At 40.0% G+C, this 21,960-nt stretch carries 23 protein-coding genes; 9 read left to right on the plus strand and 14 right to left on the minus strand.

The window, feature by feature from the left end:
* Window positions 1-107: 107 nt before the first annotated feature.
* The 3 genes from C0V70_RS09890 to C0V70_RS09900 form a co-directional block, all read right to left on the minus strand.
* A complete protein-coding gene (locus tag C0V70_RS09890) occupies window positions 108-989 on the minus strand; it encodes a hypothetical protein (RefSeq protein ID WP_102243700.1) in 882 nt (293 codons plus the stop codon).
* Window positions 986-1,849, minus strand: a complete 864-nt coding sequence (locus C0V70_RS09895) for a DUF4423 domain-containing protein (RefSeq protein ID WP_102243701.1) — start codon at window positions 1,847-1,849, stop codon at window positions 986-988. Before C0V70_RS09895 ends, C0V70_RS09890 begins: the two co-directional genes overlap by 4 nt.
* A 70-nt stretch (window positions 1,850-1,919) precedes the next feature.
* Window positions 1,920-2,366 carry a hypothetical protein gene (locus C0V70_RS09900; RefSeq protein ID WP_102243702.1) on the minus strand — a complete coding sequence of 149 codons (447 nt, stop codon included), beginning with the start codon at window positions 2,364-2,366 and terminating at the stop codon, window positions 1,920-1,922.
* 362 nt (window positions 2,367-2,728) lie between these two features.
* On the opposite strand from C0V70_RS09900, the gene C0V70_RS09905 reads away from it, so the two are divergent.
* Window positions 2,729-4,579: a response regulator gene (locus C0V70_RS09905; protein ID WP_133566791.1), complete on the plus strand. Its 1,851-nt coding sequence runs from the start codon at window positions 2,729-2,731 to the stop codon at window positions 4,577-4,579.
* On the opposite strand, the gene C0V70_RS09910 is transcribed toward C0V70_RS09905, so the two are convergent.
* Both C0V70_RS09910 and C0V70_RS09915 read right to left on the minus strand, forming a co-directional pair.
* The gene (locus C0V70_RS09910) at window positions 4,576-5,055 is read right to left on the minus strand and encodes an SAM-dependent methyltransferase (protein ID WP_102243704.1); all 480 of its coding nucleotides are present in this window, start codon (window positions 5,053-5,055) and stop codon (window positions 4,576-4,578) included. The two genes, C0V70_RS09905 and C0V70_RS09910, sit on opposite strands and share 4 nt — an antisense overlap.
* Before the next feature lie 38 nt (window positions 5,056-5,093).
* Entirely contained in the window at window positions 5,094-6,431 is a 1,338-nt protein-coding gene (locus C0V70_RS09915) for an esterase/lipase family protein (protein ID WP_158649639.1), read from the minus strand.
* Between the two features lie 209 nt (window positions 6,432-6,640).
* On the opposite strand from C0V70_RS09915, the gene C0V70_RS09920 reads away from it, so the two are divergent.
* The 5 genes from C0V70_RS09920 to C0V70_RS09940 all read left to right on the plus strand — a co-directional run bounded on the left by C0V70_RS09920 (window position 6,641) and on the right by C0V70_RS09940 (window position 11,051).
* The gene (locus C0V70_RS09920; RefSeq protein ID WP_158649640.1) at window positions 6,641-7,051 is read left to right on the plus strand and encodes a response regulator; all 411 of its coding nucleotides are present in this window, start codon (window positions 6,641-6,643) and stop codon (window positions 7,049-7,051) included.
* A gap of 19 nt (window positions 7,052-7,070) precedes the next feature.
* Window positions 7,071-8,210 (plus strand): SGNH/GDSL hydrolase family protein, encoded by a 1,140-nt coding sequence (locus C0V70_RS09925; protein ID WP_102243707.1) that lies wholly within the window; start codon window positions 7,071-7,073, stop codon window positions 8,208-8,210.
* A gap of 114 nt (window positions 8,211-8,324) precedes the next feature.
* Window positions 8,325-8,792: a hypothetical protein gene (locus tag C0V70_RS09930; protein WP_102243708.1), complete on the plus strand. Its 468-nt coding sequence runs from the start codon at window positions 8,325-8,327 to the stop codon at window positions 8,790-8,792.
* 59 nt (window positions 8,793-8,851) lie between these two features.
* Window positions 8,852-9,313 (plus strand): DUF4383 domain-containing protein, encoded by a 462-nt coding sequence (locus tag C0V70_RS09935; protein WP_102243709.1) that lies wholly within the window; start codon window positions 8,852-8,854, stop codon window positions 9,311-9,313.
* Window positions 9,314-9,404: 91 nt separating this feature from the next.
* Window positions 9,405-11,051 carry an ATP-binding protein gene (locus C0V70_RS09940; RefSeq protein WP_102243710.1) on the plus strand — a complete coding sequence of 549 codons (1,647 nt, stop codon included), beginning with the start codon at window positions 9,405-9,407 and terminating at the stop codon, window positions 11,049-11,051.
* A 29-nt stretch (window positions 11,052-11,080) separates the two neighbouring features.
* Here C0V70_RS09940 and C0V70_RS09945 read toward each other — a convergent pair whose 3' ends face one another.
* From C0V70_RS09945 to C0V70_RS09970, 6 genes are all read right to left on the minus strand, one after another.
* Window positions 11,081-11,590, minus strand: a complete 510-nt coding sequence (locus C0V70_RS09945) for a hypothetical protein (protein WP_102243711.1) — start codon at window positions 11,588-11,590, stop codon at window positions 11,081-11,083.
* A gap of 43 nt (window positions 11,591-11,633) precedes the next feature.
* Window positions 11,634-14,813: an efflux RND transporter permease subunit gene (locus tag C0V70_RS09950; RefSeq protein ID WP_102243712.1), complete on the minus strand. Its 3,180-nt coding sequence runs from the start codon at window positions 14,811-14,813 to the stop codon at window positions 11,634-11,636.
* 12 nt (window positions 14,814-14,825) lie between these two features.
* Window positions 14,826-15,293, minus strand: coding sequence for an HlyD family secretion protein (locus C0V70_RS09955; protein WP_102243713.1), 468 nt, complete (start codon window positions 15,291-15,293; stop codon window positions 14,826-14,828).
* Entirely contained in the window at window positions 15,271-16,452 is a 1,182-nt protein-coding gene (locus tag C0V70_RS09960; RefSeq protein WP_133566790.1) for a hypothetical protein, read from the minus strand. Before C0V70_RS09960 ends, C0V70_RS09955 begins: the two co-directional genes overlap by 23 nt.
* Before the next feature lie 73 nt (window positions 16,453-16,525).
* Window positions 16,526-16,855: a hypothetical protein gene (locus C0V70_RS09965; RefSeq protein ID WP_102243715.1), complete on the minus strand. Its 330-nt coding sequence runs from the start codon at window positions 16,853-16,855 to the stop codon at window positions 16,526-16,528.
* Window positions 16,856-16,934: 79 nt separating this feature from the next.
* Complete coding sequence (locus tag C0V70_RS09970) at window positions 16,935-17,231, minus strand: hypothetical protein (protein WP_102243716.1); 297 nt, start codon at window positions 17,229-17,231, stop codon at window positions 16,935-16,937.
* A 25-nt stretch (window positions 17,232-17,256) separates the two neighbouring features.
* On the opposite strand from C0V70_RS09970, the gene C0V70_RS09975 reads away from it, so the two are divergent.
* A complete protein-coding gene (locus C0V70_RS09975) occupies window positions 17,257-17,595 on the plus strand; it encodes a hypothetical protein (RefSeq protein WP_102243717.1) in 339 nt (112 codons plus the stop codon).
* Here the strand turns inward: C0V70_RS09975 and C0V70_RS09980 are convergent.
* Together C0V70_RS09980 and C0V70_RS09985 are read right to left on the minus strand one after the other, a co-directional pair.
* On the minus strand, window positions 17,588-18,799 hold the full coding sequence (locus tag C0V70_RS09980; protein WP_102243718.1) for a multidrug effflux MFS transporter: 1,212 nt from the start codon (window positions 18,797-18,799) through the stop codon (window positions 17,588-17,590). The genes C0V70_RS09975 and C0V70_RS09980 overlap by 8 nt on opposite strands.
* Window positions 18,800-18,891: 92 nt before the next feature.
* A complete protein-coding gene (locus C0V70_RS09985; protein WP_158649641.1) occupies window positions 18,892-19,317 on the minus strand; it encodes a response regulator in 426 nt (141 codons plus the stop codon).
* 245 nt (window positions 19,318-19,562) lie between these two features.
* Between C0V70_RS09985 and C0V70_RS09990 the strand changes: the two genes are divergently transcribed.
* Window positions 19,563-20,792 (plus strand): multidrug effflux MFS transporter, encoded by a 1,230-nt coding sequence (locus tag C0V70_RS09990; RefSeq protein WP_102243720.1) that lies wholly within the window; start codon window positions 19,563-19,565, stop codon window positions 20,790-20,792.
* Window positions 20,793-20,829: 37 nt separating this feature from the next.
* On the plus strand, window positions 20,830-21,219 hold the full coding sequence (locus C0V70_RS09995; RefSeq protein WP_133566789.1) for a hypothetical protein: 390 nt from the start codon (window positions 20,830-20,832) through the stop codon (window positions 21,217-21,219).
* A 51-nt stretch (window positions 21,220-21,270) separates the two neighbouring features.
* Here C0V70_RS09995 and C0V70_RS10000 read toward each other — a convergent pair whose 3' ends face one another.
* Window positions 21,271-21,843 (minus strand): YaeQ family protein, encoded by a 573-nt coding sequence (locus C0V70_RS10000; RefSeq protein WP_133566788.1) that lies wholly within the window; start codon window positions 21,841-21,843, stop codon window positions 21,271-21,273.
* Window positions 21,844-21,960: the final 117 nt, after the last annotated feature.

Raw genomic sequence — 21,960 nt, forward strand, 5'->3', positions numbered from 1 at the left:
GAACTAAGTAAAAAAAACAGTGTCAAAAAATTTAACAAAAAAGCCAATAATATAAATTACTTAAGTAAAAAACACACCTCTAAAATGATGTGGTCTCACCAGTAAAACTACTCTACCGTAAGCCCAGTGATCTGCAGGTCACTATCCAAAGCGATATGCAGATTTTTGCGATAAATGTTGGTGCTCCCAGAGAAAGATTCAAAACACGAGAGCTTAACCCAGGCATTGAATGAAAGTTGCCCGCGGCGATCAAATGAATAATGTCCATTTAAGACTTCAATCCCGGCGTAACTCTCAGAATCGTAAGGGCACTCAGAGTTTGCGATAATTGCATATGAGAGATCGCGCGACGATGAATTTTTCCAATTAAACATCACCAGTGTTGTTTTGATCGGGTAACTGTAATTGGCCACGGAGAAAAAAACAGATTCGCGGGTCTCTTCAACATTGTAGCGAAAATAGCTTGTATGTTCTTCTGCATAGGTCGCGATCTTCGCCCCTAAAATATCCAGAGTGCTATGTCCTTCGATCCCTGTCTGATGGCCCAACTCATGAACCAGGATGCGCACAATCCCGTTGAAGTTTAAAGTTGGATTTCCATCTTTGTCATAAAGCATATCGGTATTGATATAAATAGGAGAATTGGGAACAAGCATAGTCTTGGCAATGCGATAAGACTCACTTGCACCAGTGGTAAAAAAACCAGGATTGGCCTTCTCTGACAGGAATACCAGGCGATTTTTATTCTGCAGATTTTTTGTCAGTACCTCGTGAATATCTTTTAATATATTTTTTTCTTCGAGATCTAAACCACAGTTCTGTGCAGCTTCACAATTGGCTATGATTTTAGAAAGGGATAAGTAACCTTGTTGGAAATTACTTTCAACAATCCCCGCTCCATTACCAACGACAGTTCCCCCGCCTTCTTTAGCGAAAGCACCAGCTACTACTAAAAGCCCACAGACAATTAAGCACACGAATCTTTTCATTGGAGTGTTTCCTTACTTGAGACATGGTTGCTATTTGTATGTCCAAAAAACTGTACATTGAGCTGATGAATGTCATTGGACGCATGATCGTAAAATTTGCTGTTAAAATCTTTGACGAAATTGAGAATGAAGGCCTTGGCCTCATCTGTTTTATCTTTGTTAAACTTTAATGTAAGAGCATTCAAGTGCCTTTCATGGACACTCTGCTCTTCAACTGCTTCGAGGGCCCGGGCAATCATCCCTTTGTGGTGCTCGCGGATCGCCTCACTTGGAATATCATGAGTTGTTTCATTACTTGAATCGGGTGTCGCCGACTCAAGCTCTCCCGTTTTTGGGTTGCGCTTAATCAGGCCAACTTTTAAAAGCGTCTCAATCCCCTTTCTTACTTGGGAAGGTGTCACTTTACGTTTTAGAAGATAACTTATCTGAGTGTAGTCTTCTTTAAAGTCAGGAGTGGATACCAGCATTTGTAAAACCAGGTTATGCCATTCCTTGATAGAATTAAAAGCATCCAGGTCAATCATTTGGTATTTGGATTTTTTATCAATCTTTGCCAGGCGTTCTAACAAAAGACCCGCAGGCTTATTTTTGCGCATACGTTTTTCAATCTCTAAGCGAATGCGGATAATTTCTCTTTGGTTTTTTTCAATCTTCCATTCTTCAAATAAAACTTCTAAAATCTCATTTGAAGGAAGGCGCCTGCCTGTTGCAATCATGGACAAAAGACTTGGAGATTTGTAGCCCAGTCTCTTTGACAGGTCATTGAGAGTAAAAATCTTTACTCCTTCGCTGTCACGGTTATATTTCTTTAAGTTGTACTCAAAAAAATCTTTAAATTCAGTAAAATTGTACTCGCTCATGAAATCCTTAAAAACTTAAAAAGGCCGGCGAAGTCTTCTTCGCCGGCCATATTCCAAATCCTGCTAATAATTATTCGCAAGCTGGGAATGAGAACCATGATGTTCTTTCAGTAGAAGCTTCTCCGTGAGTTGTCACAGTTCTAACTTTAATTGTTGCTGGTAGGAAATCAGCAACTTTACCATATTTTAGACATTCTCCGCTTGATGCTTCGTTAACTGGTGCATACTTAAGACATACAGTCTTTTCGAAAGCACGTGAGTAAGCAAGGTTTTGGTTTTCCCATGCTGTACATACCCAGTCAGTGTGAGAGCCGATTTCTCCACCGTTGTTAGTCGTGTGTGCTTCAAGGTTCGTACAAACCTTTACTGGGTTGATTGATTTAACTTCTGAATCAGTAATACACGCGTTGTCTAACTTGATTGCTCCTAATACTTGAGAGTAATCGTGAGTTGTTGAGCTAAGAGCGAAGGCCGATGCAGAAAGAATCATAGATGCAGCAACGATTAAAAGTTTCATAAAATCTCCTGTAAGTTTTGTAGCAAGAACGTCTTGCCGTTGATCTTGCATTTTTTATAAAACCCGACTTTTTTGCTGTCAAATTCGTTCACAAACTTAAAAAACATTATTCACAAAATGTCACGCTACAAGTGTTGAATGAACATTTTGCACAAAACGAACAAACTGTCGTAATTAATAATTTTGATGCGCAAAAAACATTCAACATTAATTTATTCTTAAGACGTTTTATTCTCGTTTTGTGAGCGTTCCGAATCAAGAACATGTTAAAAAATTATTAGGATACACTTTCTTGTTTTAAGACTTCGATAGTGATTAACTTAAGTAGTGATGGGTTCTTTCTTTTTTTTAAGGCAAGACAAATGGCAAGCGATCAAGCTTTTGAAAAAAAACTCTTCCGACCTCTCAAAAAGAAACTACTTTTTGTGGTTATCATTGTCAGTACAATCTTCACATCCATCGTCGTTTTCATTCATTTTAATTATGAGTATAAAGATGAAGTTTCCAACCTCGACAAAAAGCTTCAACAGATAAAAACCTCAACAATTCCGGCGATGGTCAGTGCTTCCTGGCAAGAAGACCGCTCGTACCTGAATGTTCAGGCCGAGAGCTTAATCACGATTAAGGACATTGAAAAAGTCACGATTACCAACAGTGACAACATCCCTATTATTATCAAAACCAACTTACAGGAGTCTCCTTCTGATGAAGTGAGAACTTACCGCTACCCGCTTTACTATAATCACACCTACGACAATGGCACCGAATACCTGGGATACCTGGAAATCACGGCCACCACTAGTTATATCAAAGCTGACCTCTACAAACGAATTGGTTTTTTCGTTTTGGCCCAATTTATTAAAACCTTTATGATTTCCTGGATTATTCTTTTGGTCTTCCATTACTACATCAACAAAAACCTGGAACAGATCGTAAAGTTTATCCAGAATTTCAACTTAAATTCGGTTGATGAAAATCTACTGCATATAGAGAGGAAAAATAAATACAAAGATGAAATTGACCTGTTGGAAGACTCTATTAACCGCATGGTAAAAAAAATCAGGCATCTCAATGTTGAAAAAGAACGAAAAATAAGCGAGCAGGAAAAGAAAATAGAGATGCAAAAAGTCTCGGCCATCAATAGTTCGAAAATGGCAGCTCTGGGTGAAATGGCCGGAGGAATTGCTCATGAAATTAACAATCCTCTGACAGTTATTCATACCAAGACCCGCATCATGGAAAAGATGATTGAGCGCGGGATTCCCGACAGTGAACTTTTCCTAAAGAATACTAAATCTATTATAGGGACAGTAGATAAAATCTCAAACGTGATTCAGGGATTAAAAGATATTTCTAAAGACGCTTCCAATGAGGAGAAAAAAGACACCGTTATACGGGACTTGTTGGAAAACATCCTCAATCTCTGCGAAGAAAAAATCCGCAATCACAATATTGATTTAATTTGTGATTTAAATGCTCCATATTTTCAAACCCACTTGAACTGTTATCAAATCCAACTCTCCCAGGTCTTTATAATCCTGCTTAACAACTCTTTTGATGCTCTGGAAAAGCGTGCAGACAAGTGGATTAAGATTGAAGCTTCACAAAATAAAAAATGGTATTTCCTGCATTTTATTGATTCTGGCGAAGGCATTGACCGCGCCATTGCAGATCGCATGTTCCAGCCCTTTTTTACGACTAAGGATGTAGGAAAAGGCACGGGATTGGGATTGAGTTTTGCCTATGAGGTTATCACTAAACATGGTGGAGAGATTTATTATGATGAACACTATCAGAACACCTGTTTTACCATCAAGCTCCTTTTAAAAGAAAGAAAATCCATCCTGGTTGTGGACGACGATATTGATATCCGCGAAGCGATCTGTGCCTACTTAAAACTTGAAGGCTACAACACAATTGAAGCACAAAACGGAAAAAAGGCACTGGAAATGGTCAAAGACAAGAAAATCGAGTTTGTCATTAGCGATATCCGCATGCCTGATGGTGGAGGTCTTTTCCTTTTAGACGAGCTTCGAAAGATTGACCGGGTTATCCCCTATGTCATCCTGGTTACCGGCCAGGCCGATATCACCCGCGAAGAAGCAATCAAACGTGGGGCCTTGGACCTGCTCAAAAAACCACTGGAGATGGAGCGCATCGTGGGGCTGATTAAATTTATTGAAAACTCTTACGACGAATTTATTGAAGTTTAGTTTCTATCGAGAATATAAAGCGGACGGTGTTTTTTTCCATCCAACAGCATCAGGCGCTCTTTGATAGAGTAATAATTTTTAAAATCTTCACTCATTATATAAGCACTCATCACAGCTTCATCTGTATGAGGAGAAAGTAGCAAGCGTTGTGCTTTAAGCGTTTCTTTTTTTAAGGCCGCAGAAAGAATATTCTTAATGGTCATTCCTCCGACTCCGGCAATAAGAAAGGTTCCGGTGATATCGCCGTCCAGAGATTCCCCTGACATTGTATGCAGGCTATAGGGAAAATCCTCTTTAAAATCTGGGGACTGTTTAATGAGTTGATCTAGTCGCTCTATAATGTGTGGCACTTGATCGACAAAATGCACGTGAGAAAAGCGCTTAGTATAGAGGGCACCAATCCCCACATAACCGTGGTCACAACACACGTCCCAAAAGGGACTGTGATCCAGGGCCTTTTCAATAAATGTTTGCATTCTCAATGTGAGTTTTGGACGTCCAAGTTTCAAGTGAGTTACCAGTTGAGTTCAATAAAAGTGCTTTGAGCACTTTTAACCGGCACAATCACCGTTCGGTCTTTAAAGCCAGGGGCCGTAATAATCATCTCCACTCTTCCGACTGTCGATGTGGTTTTTTTAGAATCAATGTATCCTGTGTGATAGAGGCGAAAATCCCCTTCATCACTCCAACGACTGACTTTATTATAAAGCTCAATATCTTTTCCAATCTTAAGTCCAGTTGTCAGCCCCTTAAAAGCAATAGACATTTTTTTGCGGTCGATACTCTTTCCTTTTAAATTAATTTTTAAATCAATCGCAAAACTTGTCAGGTCACGGACAAAGGCCGGTTCTCTCTGCAATTTAAAAAGATGCTCTACTAATGTTGGGTATGTCGGATGATCACAGTCTCGGTAACTGATATTGGCGCAACGATCAGGAACCTTGGCAATCCCCGGGAATTTCGATTTTTGAGGAAAAGGCGAAGCATGAAAGGCATTCACTACAATATTGTTTTCTGCTTCTACCATATGAGTTTCACTAAACTCGTTGGCAGTGACGTAATCATTGTAGAATTCAGGATCTTTGTAATAGATGAAATCTAATTTCGAGGAAGGAATCGGCACGGCCGTATCGTCTTCATAACGGTTTTTCCCTGTTACAAAAGGGGCCAGTAGATTTAGCCTTTCTGTAACTCCCGCAAAAACCAAAAATCGACCTTGAGTCGTCATTTCTCTAACCACTTCCTGGTTTTTAGGATCGATAAGAGTCTCACGCATTTGAGCGGCAAAATCAGAAGCAAGCTCCATGTCTTTTAATTCTTCAACACCAAATTTTTCCGAGAGTGGAATGCGTAGGTAAGAGAGAATTGGCATCATACGATTAGCAAAAATAGCAATCTTTGCTCCCCAGTAAGGAGTCCCCATCGTTACAAATGCATCCAGGTGATGTTTTAATTCCGGGTGATAGTTACTATCTCCCATAAATGACTTAAGAAGAAAGTTAAGTCCGATCAATCCTCCCTGTGAGTGCATCACCAGAGAAAATTTGTCTTCGGGGTTTAGACCTCCGGCATTTCTAAAAGACTCAGCGATATAATCACTCAGCTCTTTAGAAAAAATGGCCACATCTTTAGTGGCACTTCCAGTTTGATAGGCAAAGTTAATAAACTGCCAGTCTGTGTGTGGGTCAAATCCCTGTGATTCTCTTTTTAAAGTTTCACCCATCTTTCCAAAAGTCGTTGGACTCGCGCCAATTCCATGAACTAAAAACACATAGTGCTTCGGCGTCTGCGCCCAGGCAAAAGAGGAAAAAATGAATGAAAGACAAATGGTGGTAAGGATTTTAGATAGCACAAGGGCCTCCCTTGGAAGCCTTAACGGCACTTCAACAAGAATGTTGAATCAAAGAGTTTTAGTCGGCCATACAATCATTCATCTCCAAGAAATGTTGGCATAAATGATCTCTCTTTACAGAGGTAAAGTTGGCAATATTATTAGATTAAGAATAAGCAAACTAGAATCTTTATCGTAATCCTAATGGCCATTTTATAATGGAGGGATCTATGGAAATACTCAATCGATACGCCCAGTACAGCATCCTTCTTGTTGATGACGATGAAGAAATTTGCGATTTAATCCGGGCCTACATTGGGCGTATGGATTCCATCAAAAATATGATCGTTGTCCACGACGGCCAGAGTGCTGTGACTAAACTTAGAAACCAAAAATTTGACCTCATTCTCCTCGACATGGTTATGCCTAGAAAGACTGGCTACGATCTCTTAACAGAGTTTGAGGCCGATAAACTCAACATCAATAGCGTTGATAAAGTCCTGGCCATGTCTGGATCTATGGATAAAGACATCTTTACGATTGCCACTCACCACGGAGTGAGAAACTTTTTAATTAAACCTTTTGATGAAGACATTTTTTTACAGAAAATTTCCAAGATCTTGCCTGTCAAAGCATCTTAGACTTTGATAGAATAAATCCATGCATGACTCTAACCAGAAGATAGAACGTTTTCTCGCGCGCACCTTTATGGTGCTTATTTCTTCTGTTTTATGTTTGACGAGTGCTGAAATCATCTACCGAACTTTTGTGCGTGAGAAGGTTTTAAAAGACGCCTGGATGCTCACCGATGACAATCATGTTCCCCGTCCCTATGTTATGGCCACAGGGCGACCGGGCTCTCCTATCTATAATGACTTTCATAATGAATTAGGTTACCGCGGGCATTTGCCAGTTCTGCCAAAGCCCTCTGATGAATTCAGGGTGATTGTTCTTGGAGGATCAACAGTTCACTTCAATAAAGTCGATATCCCCAGGTATATTGAAGCGGCCGCTCACAAGGAAGCCATCGGGAAAAATCTTAAGGCCTACAATTTTGGTATTGCTTCATCAGTCAGCCAGCAGGATCTAGTTAGACTCGTCACAGATGTGATTGAATATGATCCCGATCTCGTCATTCACTATGGCGGAGGCAATGATGTCTTTGCTGTCGTTGATCCAAGAGTTAATTACCCTCATCGCTTTTCTCTATATGAGAAAAAAGTTTGGGAAGGACAAAGTGTAAGAGAATATCCTTTTTTTCATAGCATTCTTCTTGGGAGCCAGATCTATCGAGACCTTTTTACTGAAGACATTAAAAAAAGAGATTTTGCTGATAGTGGCTTTGCTACACCTGCGGCCAATCAAACCGAAGAGCTTCGCCTCTGGGCCTATACCCAGAATATGGAGATCATGAATCACATTTCCCAATCCTTCGGAATAAATTTTCTGAGCGTCATTCAACCAATGGTTTACTTTAAAAAGAATGCAGGAAGTGAAGTTGAAAAAAGTTTTCTGCAAAATACAGAACAAGTTAATACTCAGGAGGAAAGACGAAGGAACATTCTTTTTACTTTCTCTCACAAAAAATTTCCCTACGCCGATTGCACAGGGATTTACGATGAATCCAAAGAAGAAGTTTTTCGCGACTATATCCACTTAGTAGATGGAAAAGACTCACTTCCCGGTGAGTGCATCTGGAAGGCCATTAAGGAAAAAAATCTGATGGCAAAAGTCCGTAAAGAAAGACCTTTAAACCTACAACCTTCCCACCTTTTCTTTACCGGTAATCAGGGGCAATAGCCTTTTAAAAGTGTCAAAAGTTTTGACGGCCTTATAGGAATTACCCAGAGGGCTGTCCTCCAAACAAAAAATGCCTTTAAATAGACCCTATAAACTATTAAAGAAGGATTACCTATGAAGGCAACTCTCCTGGCATTTATGATGTCTTTAACTCTAAGCTCAGCTTATGCCGCTGGTGATGACATTAACGTTCTCGTTTGTGGTGGAATTCCTGCCCAGATAGAGTTTATCGTAAAAAATGAAAGTGCACTTCTTCGTTTTTATAATACAGAGACAGGCAAGTTGGTTATTTCAAAACTCACTGAAGATGTTATTGAATCAGGCCACCTGACAGGGCAGTTGCGTGATGAGGTTTATGAATTCGCAGCGATGGAATACGGAGCGACGGCAAGCTTGATGTACAAAATTTCTACTGGAAATAAGAAGACAAAAAAGATTAACAATACTTATATCCTTCTCGATACTGATCTTGGAACTTATCTGCTAATGAGCGATAAAGATGGCCTCTCAACTCTTGGAAGTAAAAAAGAATGTGAAAGAGCGCCAAGCGACCCAAGATACATTAGAAAAGAACTAAGCTAAGTTAATCTAGCCCAAAACTTGCACATTATCTTCTTGAGGTTTTTATCAAGGAGATAACTATGACAAACAATCTACAAACCAGAAATTTTGCCCTGATTGCAGGACTAGTAATGATGATGATGGGGCTAATCGCCTTTGTCCCCACATTAAATGTAACAGAGGGTCTTCCTCTGATAAAAGTCAACACCAGTTACGGAATGTTTCTTGATGTATTCCCACTTAATATCTTTAACAAAATTGCACTAATTCTTTTTGGGATTGCCGGAATCGCTTGTTATTTCTCAAAAAGCAGCAGCACACACTACTCGATTATTTATGCTAAAGTTGTTTTCTGGGTTATGGGCGCACTCGCCATTCTGGGGATAATACCCATGACTAATACTCTTTTTGGTTACTGGCCATTATTTGGTTTTGAAATCTTTGCCCATGGTATCTTTGCCATTGCCGGTGGTTATTATGGTTATGTCATTCACCGCGAAGACAGCTACCATCATCATCCACACAATATGCATAAGGTATAAATCAATAACTTACCGGGCATTCCGTGCCCGGTAAAAAAAATTAATATTATCTTAATCTCAAAATCTCTACATATGCCGAGAAGAATTGTGTATGACCGATTTAAAAGATGAAAAGACAAGACTTGAGAGTCTCCATGAACTAGAAATCCTGGATACTGAAAAAGAAGAGTGTTACGACGATATCACTTTTCTTGCGGCATCAATTTGTAATGCCCCCATTTCTCTTATTAGTTTTGTCGATAGTGACCGTCAATGGTTTAAGTCCAAAGTAGGACTTGAAATGAACCAGACTCCCAGAGAAGTGGCCTTTTGCGATCATGCTATAAAACAAGACGATCTTTTTCTCGTCGAAAACCCCCTGCTTGATGAGAGGTTCAAAAATAATCCTTTAGTCACAAGCGGAATTAAAATCCGTTTCTATGCCGGTGTTCCATTAAAAGCAAAAAATGGCTGTAACTTGGGAACTCTTTGTATTATAGATACTCAACCAAAAACGCTGACAGATGATCAAAGACAGGCCCTTTTAAGATTGGCCCGTCAATCAGAACATCTCCTCACTTTTAGACTTGAAAGTAAACTTCTGCAAAAGACTCAAGAGGAATTGAAAACATCTGAAGAATGGGCCCACATTTTTTTTAACGATTCTACCGACATGATGGGGATTGTGCGAGTTGATCAGCAAAAAGGATGGCCACTAGAAGCTGTTAATCCGGCCTTTTGTCAAAAGGTCAATATAATCGCCCAGCAAATTATTGGGAAGCCGGTTGAAAAAATTATCTCTTCTTCTCTTATTCCGGTGACATTAGAAAATTTCCTTAGAGTTATCGCCCATAAAACCAGTGTGAAGTTTGAATCAACCTCTCATCTAAATGGCGTTGAAACTCATTATGAGTCAGTTATTTCTCCTAAAATCAATTGCCATGGCGAAGTCTCTCATTTCTTGATCATGGCCCGAGATATCACAGAAAGAAAACGTAACGAAGCACTTATTTCTCAACAAAACCTGACAATTGCTCAAAGTTCAAAATTCTCTGAACTCGGAGAGCTTGCAGGAAGTATGGCCCACGAGATTAACAATCCCTTGACAGTGATCCTCTCTCGCTCGAGTAAATTAAAAAATCAACTCATGGCAAATGAGTATAATCAGCCAGCTTTTTTAAAGAGCATCACTCAGATCAATGAGACTGCTGCCAGAATTGCAAAAATCATCAAAGGTTTAAAAAATATTTCTCGCAATGCAGACTTAGACCCTATGAACCTTATCAGCCTGGTAAGCATTATAGAAGATGCCCAATTTCTCTGTGAAGAAAGACTCCGAACTTCAGATATTAAACTTAGTGTCGAGTGTCCGGAGAATGTTTCACTTGAACTTGAGGCCCGTGCCCCTCAACTAACTCAGGTTCTCATTAATCTTATTAATAATTCTGTTCACGCCATTTCATCGCTGGATGAAAAATGGATAAAAATGAATATCTCAGAATCAAAGGATAAGGAATATATCATCATCCGAACCTCAGACAGTGGCTTTGGGATTTCATCTGATATTCAAATGAAGATTATGGAACCTTTCTTTACGACTAAAGAATTCGGAAAAGGTACTGGACTGGGGCTCTCTATTTCCCGTGGGATTATTGAAAGCCATCAAGGCAAGTTCTACTACGATCCATCATTTAAAAATACGACATTTACAATTGAGATTCCAAGAAAACAAAAAAAGGATGTCAAACTGACAGCATAAAAAAGGCCGGTTTCCCGGCCCTTCTTATTTTACCAGCTTACTTTTTTTAATTCATCAACATTAAGCCCGTTATCTGGGATGGCCACAAGACATTTTTGCTCAATGAGTTCAATATCTTTTTTAGTTATCTCGTAGGTTTGATTAAAATTTGGACGTGCTCTTTCATCTGGAGCTTTCCTTACAAGACGCTTTTCACCCAACAATGTCTCACTCGAGACAATTGTGGCCGAACCAGACTCTTCAGAGTGGTATTCATTCACCGACGTGGTGCCAACTTGATGAAAATCACTGTGAGTCAACTTAACTTTCTCTCCTGCTTTAGGCAAAGTTATCTCGCGCATTTTAACCATCTTTACGTTTCGGTCCGTATCAGTTCTAAATCGTTCGTAAACTTCAACGATTCCACCTTTTTTAATCTGATTAAAATCCTGACAAATCAGAATTTTACCACTTGGAAGAATTTCTGAAACGGCATGAAAAGAGTAAGCATTAAATGAAAAAACAAGAGTCGTTAGAAAAAATGCAGAATGTTTAAACATATTAGTCTCCTTAATAAAAATTAATTCATAAAAGGTACGAGGCCTAAACCTCGTACCCCGCTGTTTCCCCCACCGTTGACGAGGAGTGCTCGCGGTGGGAAGGTTTTAGTTTTAAAATAAAGGCCCCATATAAAGATGGAACAACAACAAGAGTTAAAAGAGTTGAAGAAATGATTCCTCCAATAACAACACTTGCCAGAGGTCTTTGCACTTCGGCACCAACTCCAGTAGAGAGCATCATCGGAAGAAAACCAAAAACCGCAACCATCGCAGTCATAAGAACTGGACGAAGCCTAACCATTGCACCTGTACGCAGGATCTCAACACCGATAAGACCTTCTCTCTTTAACTGATTAAAAAAGTTAACCAGTACGACTCCGTTTAAAACGGCAATCCCCGAAAGAGCAATGAAGCCAACTCCTGCTGAAATACTAAATGGCAATGAATTGGCAATAAGGCCAATTACCCCTCCAACCAGTGCCATCGGCACACATGAGAAAACAAGGAACGTCTCCTTCACATTTCCAAAGGCCGCATAGATCATCATAAGCACCAGACCTAGGGCAAGTGGAGTTAGAAGAAGCAGGCGCGATTTTGCGACCTGAAGGTTTTCAAAGTTTCCACCCCATTTAAAATAATAGCCATCTGGAAGTTTAATTTTTTCGTCTACTAAAGCACGCGCTTCGTGAACAAAGCTCTCAGTGTCTCTTCCGCGCAAGTTAACCAGAACAGCTGATCTTCTGTTAGAATCTTCACGAGTGATACTTCCATAAGTTTCAGAAAATTCAGTCTGGGCAACTTGATTTAGAGGCACACTTAAAGATTCAGAAATTCCCACCGGGATTTTTTTAATAACATCTAAGTCACTGCGCTCATTTTCAGAGAGTCTGACAATAATTGGAAACTTTTTATTCTCTTCATAAAGAACTCCAACTTCCTTTCCACCCAGAGCAATCTCTACTGAGTCAAGGACATCACCGCTAGAAGCTCCAATCGAGGCCAGTACATCATTTTTAGGAAACACGCGAAGAACGGGAGATGTTCCCGCCAGGTCTTCTTCAACATCTCCGGCACCAGGAACTTTTTCAATAATCTCTTTGGTCTCTTTAGCGTAGTTCATCAATGTCTTCATATCCGGCCCAAAGATTTTGACGGCAACATCGGCCCTTGTTCCTTCTAGAAGTTCGTTAAAACGCATTTGAATAGGTTGTGAGGCAAGGTAATTCTGTCCTGGCAGCTCTTCTTGTAAGCGGGTAATAATTCTCTGAACCAGGATTTCATGAGTCTGCTTTTTATTGTCTACTTTAGGCCAGCTCTTAACATCATTAAGCATGATATATGTATCCGAGACGTTCACACCCATTGGGTCAGTGGCCACTTCGCTGGTTCCGATTCTTGAGAAGACGTGATCGACTTCCGGGAACTCTTTAATAATCTCTTCTGCTTTCTCCTGAAACTTAATTGATTGATCTAAACCGATATTAACCGGTCTAATCATGTGAAAGGCAAAAGATCCTTCGCTAAGTTGAGGAAGAAACTCTGAACCTCTGGTCATAAAAAGACCAACACCAAGAGCGACACTCAAGGCCCCAATCGCCATAATCTTTTTAGGATTGTAGATTGAGAAATCGAGAACCGGGCGATAGATTTTCTTTAATAGCTCCATAAACTTTGGCTCTTTCTCTTCAGCGTCTCCACTCAAAATAATTGAGGCCAGAGCTGGCGCCATCGTAAATGAAAAAATAAGCGCACAGAAGACTGCAATAGCAAAAGTCAAGGCCATCGGAAGGAACATTTTCCCTTCAACTCCCGTAAGCCCAAAAACCGGAATAAACACTGCTACAACAACCAGCTCTCCAAAACCAGCAGCAAGACGAATCTCAACAGTTGCATCGTAAACTGCTTGCATAATTTCAGCTCTCGTCAGTTTTCGCCCATACTTTTTCTTAAGTTCATGAATATAACGGACACAGTTGTCTAGAACAATAACTGTTCCATCTACAATAATACCAAAATCCAGGGCCCCTAAACTCATCAAGTTCCCCGAAAGCCCAAGTGGCTTCATGATTAAAAAAGTCGCAAGTAAGGTAAGAGGAATGGTGACTGCTGTAATAATAGCGGCCCTCACGTTTCCTAATAAGATAAAGAGAACAACAATAACTAAAATCGCACCAAACATAAGGTTGTGCTCAACTGTTCCCAGCGTAGCATTGACCAGTACTGAACGGTCATAAACTGTAGTTAAAGAAATACCCTTTGGAAGTGCTTTTTTAATCTCATCAATTTTCTCATCCACACGCAATGAAACCGTACGGCTGTTCTCTCCAAGGAGCATCATAACAGTCCCAAGGACAGCTTCTTTTCCATTGTGAGTTGCACTTCCCGTTCTGATTTCTTTTCCCAGTTTTACGCTGGCAAAATCTTTAATGCGGATAACTTTCAGTGATTCTAATTTTTTAACTGGAACATTCAGTATCTCTTCTTCATTTTTTAAGAGACCAATCCCCTGAATCAAAAACTGCTCTGCGGTTTGCTCTACACTTCCTCCACCAACATTGCGATTCACCTTTTCCAGGGCCGCGGTAATGTCATCAAAGTGGATATTGTAAGAGGCCATCTTCGCCATGTTAGGAATGATGTGGAATTGCTTTTCAAAACCACCACTGGTATTGATTTCTGCAACACCAGCAACACTTAAAAGTCTTGGCTTAATTGTCCATTCCTGGATTGATTTAAGCTCCATTAACTGCTTAAGCCTACCTTCTTTAGTCGGATCTACTTTTTCAAAATCAATGATGTATTGGTAGATCTCTCCTAGCCCCGAAGAAATCGGCCCGATTTCTGGTGTAATTCCACTCGGCAGAGATGAAGAAATCCCCTGTAGTCTTTCAGAGACAAGTTGTCTTGCTCTGTAAATATCTACCTTATCTTTAAAAACGATAGTGACCTGGGAAAGTCCAAAACGCGTGATTGACCTGATTTGTTCAACATCAGCAATTCCACGTAAACCTGCTTCCACTGGCTGAGTGATCGTGCGCTCAATTTCTTCCGGTGCAAGACCTTCAACAGGGGTGTTAACTTGTACCTGATTATTAGTGATGTCAGGGACAGCATCAATAGGTAGTTTTTGAAAGGCAAAAACACCCGCAATAGCAACCAAGAGAGTCAAGGCAAGGACGCTATAGCGGTTAAAAACCGAAAAATGAATTATTTTATTTAACATACATTTTCATCCTTAGTGCGAGTGAGAGTCACTGATCCCGCCACTTGCTGCAATCTCAGCAATGCGTAGGAACCCGACTCCTTGAATGACGATCTGGTCTCCGCTCTTTAAGTCTGAAGAGGAGATTTTCAAAACGTCTTTATTGTTTTCTAATGTTTTAAAATCAATGCGCTTATAGAAGCCATCGCGAAAGCGGTAAACATTGACTTCATTAAGTCCTTTAAAGATGGCCTCGCGTGGCACTTCCACTACGCCTGCCTTTAACGTGACTGTTTGAATCCCGAATTTTTTCGTGCTTTTTTCGTTGAGTTTAAAACCATTTTCACTGGTGCCCTCGCCGTGTTCATCGCCGTGACCGTGTTCGTCTTTATGCTCATCTTTGTGCTCAGCATGTTCTTCTTTTTTTTCTTTATGCCCATGACCTTCACCGGCAAAAAGAGTCAATGAGCTCATCAAACTAAAAAAGAGAATTGTTTTCATAAAAACCTCTTAGTTTTAAATCGCTTTCAAAAACTTGATTGCGTGCTTGGATCATAGACTCTAAAGAGTCCACGTAATTGCGGTAAGACTCCAGGTAAACCAGTGGTGAAATAAGCCCTTGATCAAAGTTCTTTTTCATTTTTTGTAGTTCGCTCTCTTCTTTTTCTTGTCCCAGGTCTTCAAGCATTTTTAAATTACGGGCAATGCGCCCTTCTAAAATACTCTTTTCAGTAGAAAGCTCACGTAGAGCTATCTTCTTTTCAACCTGAGCAAGCTCTCCAGAAACTTCATTAAATGAAGATTCTGCCGTTTTTCCAAACTGAGGGAAATCCATGCTTACAGCAATTCCAATGCGGGTCTCTGAAGCTCCTTCTGATTTTTCTCTGGCAAATGTCGGTCCAATTTTTAAATTAGAGATGCGTGGCTTTCTTTCATAATCGCTTTGGGCCTTTTGAAACTCAGCTCTATAGGCAAGCTCATTTTCTTTAATTGATCCTTGAGACAGATCTTTTGTGCGTCCCTTGACCTCTTTTAACAAGGCCAGAAGCTCATCATTTTTAAGCTCGCAGTCCTGTTTATTCCATCTACTAAGAAAGGCCCTATCCGAAGAGATCTCGTCTTCCAAAGCATTGCGCTTTAAAAGCATTGATTTCTTCATAAGCTTTAATGAAGTCAAAGAAATCTCTTCATCGCGGCTGCGTAAACTTCGGCGTTCATAATTTTTCAATGAAGAATCTAAGGCCAGAAGAATGCTGTCGATACGTTTTAGAAAGTAAGCATTTTGCGAACGCCTAAAAAGCGCACTTGCCCCTTCAATCAAACGCTCAGTTTGACTATTTTTAAATTCTATACTTTTTAATTCCCCCTCTGCTTCTGCGCTCTTTTTAAGCAAAGAGTATTTACGGTACTCATCGAGGTTAAAGAGAATTTCGGCCGTTATTTCGTTTTTACCAAAATCGTCTTTATTTCCTTCAAATCCAATCCCAACCTCTGGTCTTGGCCTATAAAGTGAGCGCTCTTTCCAGTCGCGGGTATAACGAGAGCTTGCTGCTTTAAATTCTTTTTCTTCCGCTGTGTCCTTTAAAGATACGACAAGTCCTTCAACATTCGTGATGCCGCAAGAATTTGCCTGGACTTCAAAGATAAGCAGAAATGCCATTAGGCACGCTGATTTCCACATAGTGAATCCTTTATTTCTTAAATTAAATGTCTAAACAGGAAAAATAAAAGGACTAGACTGTTGGTGGTTTTTCGAGAGAAAGGATAATTTTTGGATAAAATGAGGGAACATAAACTAAGGCAATAGGCCTAATAATAAAATGTGCAGAAAGTGTTTTTGCATCAAGCTTTTGCACAAATAAATTGTGGCAAGAAAGAGAACAAATGCAATGGTGTTCTTTTTGTTGGTCTTTTTTATTTTGAGCATTCTTAATCGGCTGCTCTTTAGAGACGGTAGCCGATGAGTGCTCCTTAGAGCAATCTAGATCATTAGGAAAACAGACACTCGCGCCCATTAAAATAAGCGCGAAAGCTAAAAAGCATTTTCCTAAGATTGTTTTCATATTTACTAAGTATAACTAAAAAGTCTTCGTAATGACTATACTTTTTTCATTATACGTCACAAGTTTTCTTTTTGTGACATTAAGGCTTCCACCAGCATAGTGGACGTTCAAGCTCTAAAATTCCATTGACCTTTGTATCCAGACGGCATTGGGCCTCAGGATAAAAACAAGACACTAAATCAATTTTGTTGACAATTGATAAATCCGGGCGGTCATAATAAGTCTCTACTCCACTTCCTTCTTGTGTCCTAAAAAACAATCTCTCGTTTTCTAAAACGCGAAAACTTCTGTAGCACATTTCCAACTCTAATTTTGTTTTAAAACGTTCCTGGCATTTTTGCTCAGTAAAAGAATCAAGTGGAGTTGAAAAGGCCACAGGAAGTCTTTTTAAAATTCTTTTGATGCAAAATCTCGCTGCAAAAAATAATTCTAACGACCCCACTGTTCTTGGGGCCTCAATTGGTCTTTATGAAGGGAAAACATGTGCTGCGGCCACTCCTCCTAAAAAGACCTGGCAGCCAGGTGGTGAAGTGACAATCATGGATCAACTTGCAGCAGGGCTTGGTGCTGGGAATGAATACTTGGTGGCAAAAGCTCTGGAATCTAGAGGCGTGCAAAAGAAAATTACAGTCAGTGAAGAGTTCTCACTTTATGTTAACAATACAAAACGTGAAGCAGAAGCGATTAACTATCTTCCTCACCCAACCTCTAATACAAACTCTTCATCGGTGACTAAGTAGTTTGCAGCCTTGGTTTTAAAACCTGGTAGGCAATCAGCGATAGAAGGCCACACCCTAAAATTGTTCCAGTCATTGGAAGTGATGTTCCATTGTGGAAATGGCTGACCATAAAAGAAGATACTGAAGCCAACCCCCATTGCAAACATCCAAATAAAGCAGAAGCAGTTCCTGCTCTATGCCCTTGCATCGAGAGAGCTCCGGCCATTCCATTAGGTGTGACAAAGTTTAGTGTCGCAATAAAAATAAAAATTGAAATCAAAAGAACTGAGGCCAGCGAACTCACCATTGGCCCTATAAAAACTATCAAAGAAGCAAGAGCTGCAATCGCGATAGTGTATTTTAGAACTTGATCAATAGTATAGCGTTTTAAAAGAACTCTATTAATTTGCGAAGCAATCACTAACCCCATAGCATTGAGACCAAAGATCCATCCGTAATAAATTTTTGGGATGCCGTAGAGCTCGATAAAAACAAAAGGTGAGCCGGCAATATAAGCAAACATCCCCGCTCTGATGGCCGTCACCGGAATCAGGTAGCCGACAAACATGCGGTCTTTTAAAAGTTGCCCGTAAGATTTTAGAGTCGAAGAAAGGTTTAAATTATGCAGTCGTTTGAAATGAGTTTCTGGAAGTAAGGCCATGATGGCCGCCAGACAAAAAAGATTTGAAAAAGCGAGAAGTCCAAAGATGGCCCTCCAACCAAAATAATTATTGATGTATCCACCAATCGTAGGAGCAAGGATTGGGGCAAGTCCCATAACTAAGGCCATTGAGGACATAAAATCTGCAACTCTCCTTGAATCAAAGAGATCGCTTAAAATGGCCCTCGTGATAACCATACCGGCACAACCGCCTAAAGCTTGGAGTACACGCAAGAGAATAAAAATCTCAATATTCGGAGCAAACATACATCCAAGAGTGGCGAAAAAATAAAGAATCATCCCACCTAATAGAGGAAGCTTTCTTCCATAGCGATCAGACAGAGGCCCATAAAAAAGCTGCCCTAAGGCCATCCCGATAAAAAAGGACGACATCGAAAGTTCCACTTGATCAAATGATGTATGAAATTCTCTTTGAATATCTCCAAAGGCCGGCAGATACATGTCGATTGAAAGCGGATCAAACGCCGTCAAAGCGCCAAGTAAGACGACAAAACCTTTGGAGTCAGTAAACGATTTAGATTTTAAGATAGTTTCAGAGCTCATTGCCTTACACTATCTGATCACATGGAATCTTACCAGAGCTAAACGTAAATGTTTGCTATAGGTTTTTTCAATAGTTCAATGGCATTATTTATTTAGGCATATTTCATATCCAACGAATTTTTTTGAATAAATTTTGAAAAGGCTTCCTTGCGGTTATCCTGCGCAAATTTCACAGCATCCAAAATATCGTCTAAAGTCATTGGCTTCTCAATAATCTTTGCTGGAAATTTCTTAATCACATCATCTAAAAGCAGGGCCTTCATATTGGCCGTCATAAAAACAACCTGAGACTTTACGCTGTGTTTTTTACACCACTCAATCAACTGTGTCCCCGTCATTTTCGGCATCTTATAATCTGTCATAATAAGATCGAATTTTTTTCTCTCTAAACAAGTCAGTGCGTCTTCCCCATCTCTGGCAACGGTCACTTCGTGTCCTTCTTCCACTAAAATTTCAAAAATAGCTTCTCTAATCCCTTCATCATCTTCAGCTAATAAAATCTTAAAAATTGGGCCCATTGCATGCCTCCTCATTGCGCTAGTGATTTACAATTTCAATGCCAAAGCGCTCTTCTCAATTATTTTCAAATGTTTGCTCGCCTTCAGATTCCTTAGCTGGAAAATTTCCCCGTATTATTTCCCAACATTCCCTCCGAATCCCTGAACGTAACCAGGTTCTCTGCAGGTATCTCTTTAAAGCTTTCATTGTAAGTAAGCATAGATTCCATTAATATGACTCCATTCATACAAGGACATCTTTCGCCATGAAAAAAACAAATCATGTTTTCCTCATTCTCATGCTCGGCTCTCTGACAGCACTAGGTCCATTTACAATTGATATGTACCTTTCGGCCTTCCCGCAGATGGCGCATTTTTTTCAAACGAGTGTGGCCCAAGTCTCGATGACACTTTCAAGTTACTTCGTAGGCCTTGCCTCTGGACAATTAATCTATGGCGTATTGATGGATCGCTTTGGAAGAAAAAAACCTCTTTATGCTGGTCTTATTTTTTACATCATCGCCTCTATTGCCTGCGCTCTTTCTCCCAACATCGAAATCTTAATCTTCTTTAGATTCCTACAAGGTCTAGGGGCCTGTGCCGCCAGCGTAGCTGCTTTTGCTATGGTCAGGGATTTATTTACTCCACAAGAAAGCACAAAAGTTCTCTCACTCCTGATTCTCATTTTAGGAGTTTCACCACTGCTTGCTCCAACGATTGGAGGATTTCTCGCAGTTCATTTTAGCTGGTCTGTGATTTTCTTTGTGCTTACAGGAATTGCATTCACTATCCTGCTGGTAATCTCGCGCTTTCTTCCTGAAACCCATCATGGAGATAAGTCTCATGTTTTAAAACCAATGCCGATTATTAGAAATTATCTTTCTATTATTAAAGAGCCCCAGTTCTACGCTTTCGCTCTTTCCGGAGCAACCGCCTTTGCAGGACTCTTTGCTTATCTCGCTTCTTCGCCAACTATCTTTATGGAAATTTTTAAAGTCAGTGAAGCTGCTTATGGATGGATCTTTGCTATCATCGCGATGGGAATCGTTGGGATGAGCCAGTTTAACGTTCCTTTGGTGAAGAGATTTTCAAGCGAAAAAATTCTTATTGGAGCTTTCCTTTCATTATTAACAGTAAGCCTTGTCTTCTGTTTTTGTGCTTACCACGGTTACTACAATCTCTACTCTGTGATCTTTACCCTCTTTTTATTCCTGGCCTGTATCGGTCTTTCAAATCCAAACTCTGCAGCGCTGGCCATGGCCCCTTTTGGAAAGAAGGCCGGAAGTGCGGCCGCTCTTATGGGATTTTTACAAATGGTATTAGGCGCTCTGGCCTCATTAGGAGTGAGTTTACTTAAAGCTCAGACTCTTCTGCCTATTTCTATTTTATTCGTCGTCCTCTCAACTCTAGCGCTTATTATTCTCTCGCTTGGAATGAGACAGATTAAAAATAAAGTTGAAGTTTCAGGAGATGAAGACATGGGGCTGGCCCACTAAATTGCTTATTCAAAAGATCTCGAGGGGGGGGGATAAAATGAACCGGTTCATCAAGGCCAGTCTGCTGTGCTGTCTGCTTCAAAGCAGTTTCGTTTTCGCTGATTCATCTAAAACTTTTAACTATGAAAACCAGCCAGAAGAAGTTTTCAACCTGGAGAATTATCTAAAAGAAATTATTGAAATTGATAAGGTCATCAGCAAAGGCAATATTTCATATGAATATGTTGCCAATGGAAACTATACTGTTGTGATTGTCGATCTAAAGGCCGAAGGGGCAAAAGTAGGGTCAATTTTAACAGGAGCTAAAACTGAATTTATGACTAATGTTTCATTCACGCAAAACTATATTGACGCTGGTGAAATGATTCTCTCTAAAATTCAGGATTTCACCTGGAAGCAATCAAAAGTTTTCTATCTGGAAAAATAATTCAAATACCAAAAGAGCAGGGGCCATCGGCTTCCTGCTCTCTTTTTCATCTTAACGATCTTGGGATTTGACGACATTCTGAAAATGGAAATGCACTCTCTCTTTCTCAGTTGATAACCACAGTTCATCGTGATCAATATTAATGTCGAAATTCATCGTTCTTTCTGCCAGCTCTTCAATATCAAATCCATCAACAACTGAAAGATGAGTGATGTTTAAATGATCAAATCTTCTGATATGCGGTTCAATCGATTCAAACCAAGCTTCGGCCTGATTGCCATGATAAGTAAAGAGCGAAACTTTTTTGGACTTTGAACAGGCCTGCCTGATACGCTTTTCTTCTAAAAGACCTAACTCAATCCAGTGATCAATGGAGCCATCATAATTGATCTTCCATAGATCAGGCTCTTCATCTGTGGAGAGCCCCTTAGTAAACTCTAATCCTTCTTGTGAAAGAAGAGCAAAGGCCACCAAACGATAAATCATTCTGGTGTTGGTTTCTGAAGGATGTTTAGCAATCGTGAGATTATAATCTTCATAGTGATGAATATTGAGATTGGCGACAGAGAGTCTAACTTTGTGAATTGTTGCTTTTAAGGCCATGGCATAGACTAATCCTTTCACTGTGTTTAGAAAAGCAAAGAAAGGAAGGAATACCAACTAATGTTTCAGCACGCTTACAACATTTATATTTGTTCAAGTTCTTCCCCGAAATGGCCTAACCCTATTAAATAATTAGAA

The organism is Bacteriovorax stolpii, from assembly GCF_002872415.1.
In the GTDB taxonomy this organism is placed as follows: domain Bacteria; phylum Bdellovibrionota; class Bacteriovoracia; order Bacteriovoracales; family Bacteriovoracaceae; genus Bacteriovorax; species Bacteriovorax stolpii.

Coding starts and splice junctions, on each gene's coding strand:
- C0V70_RS09890 (WP_102243700.1), bottom strand. CDS start 989: ATGAAAAGATTCGTGTGCTTAATTGTCTGTGGGCTTTTAGTAGTAGCT.
- C0V70_RS09895 (WP_102243701.1), bottom strand. CDS start 1,849: ATGAGCGAGTACAATTTTACTGAATTTAAAGATTTTTTTGAGTACAAC.
- C0V70_RS09900 (WP_102243702.1), bottom strand. CDS start 2,366: ATGAAACTTTTAATCGTTGCTGCATCTATGATTCTTTCTGCATCGGCC.
- C0V70_RS09905 (WP_133566791.1), top strand. CDS start 2,729: ATGGCAAGCGATCAAGCTTTTGAAAAAAAACTCTTCCGACCTCTCAAA.
- C0V70_RS09910 (WP_102243704.1), bottom strand. CDS start 5,055: ATGCAAACATTTATTGAAAAGGCCCTGGATCACAGTCCCTTTTGGGAC.
- C0V70_RS09920 (WP_158649640.1), top strand. CDS start 6,641: ATGGAAATACTCAATCGATACGCCCAGTACAGCATCCTTCTTGTTGAT.
- C0V70_RS09925 (WP_102243707.1), top strand. CDS start 7,071: ATGCATGACTCTAACCAGAAGATAGAACGTTTTCTCGCGCGCACCTTT.
- C0V70_RS09930 (WP_102243708.1), top strand. CDS start 8,325: ATGAAGGCAACTCTCCTGGCATTTATGATGTCTTTAACTCTAAGCTCA.
- C0V70_RS09935 (WP_102243709.1), top strand. CDS start 8,852: ATGACAAACAATCTACAAACCAGAAATTTTGCCCTGATTGCAGGACTA.
- C0V70_RS09940 (WP_102243710.1), top strand. CDS start 9,405: ATGACCGATTTAAAAGATGAAAAGACAAGACTTGAGAGTCTCCATGAA.
- C0V70_RS09945 (WP_102243711.1), bottom strand. CDS start 11,590: ATGTTTAAACATTCTGCATTTTTTCTAACGACTCTTGTTTTTTCATTT.
- C0V70_RS09950 (WP_102243712.1), bottom strand. CDS start 14,813: ATGTTAAATAAAATAATTCATTTTTCGGTTTTTAACCGCTATAGCGTC.
- C0V70_RS09955 (WP_102243713.1), bottom strand. CDS start 15,293: ATGAAAACAATTCTCTTTTTTAGTTTGATGAGCTCATTGACTCTTTTT.
- C0V70_RS09960 (WP_133566790.1), bottom strand. CDS start 16,452: ATGGCATTTCTGCTTATCTTTGAAGTCCAGGCAAATTCTTGCGGCATC.
- C0V70_RS09965 (WP_102243715.1), bottom strand. CDS start 16,855: ATGAAAACAATCTTAGGAAAATGCTTTTTAGCTTTCGCGCTTATTTTA.
- C0V70_RS09975 (WP_102243717.1), top strand. CDS start 17,257: ATGCAAAATCTCGCTGCAAAAAATAATTCTAACGACCCCACTGTTCTT.
- C0V70_RS09980 (WP_102243718.1), bottom strand. CDS start 18,799: ATGAGCTCTGAAACTATCTTAAAATCTAAATCGTTTACTGACTCCAAA.
- C0V70_RS09985 (WP_158649641.1), bottom strand. CDS start 19,317: ATGGGCCCAATTTTTAAGATTTTATTAGCTGAAGATGATGAAGGGATT.
- C0V70_RS09990 (WP_102243720.1), top strand. CDS start 19,563: ATGAAAAAAACAAATCATGTTTTCCTCATTCTCATGCTCGGCTCTCTG.
- C0V70_RS09995 (WP_133566789.1), top strand. CDS start 20,830: ATGAACCGGTTCATCAAGGCCAGTCTGCTGTGCTGTCTGCTTCAAAGC.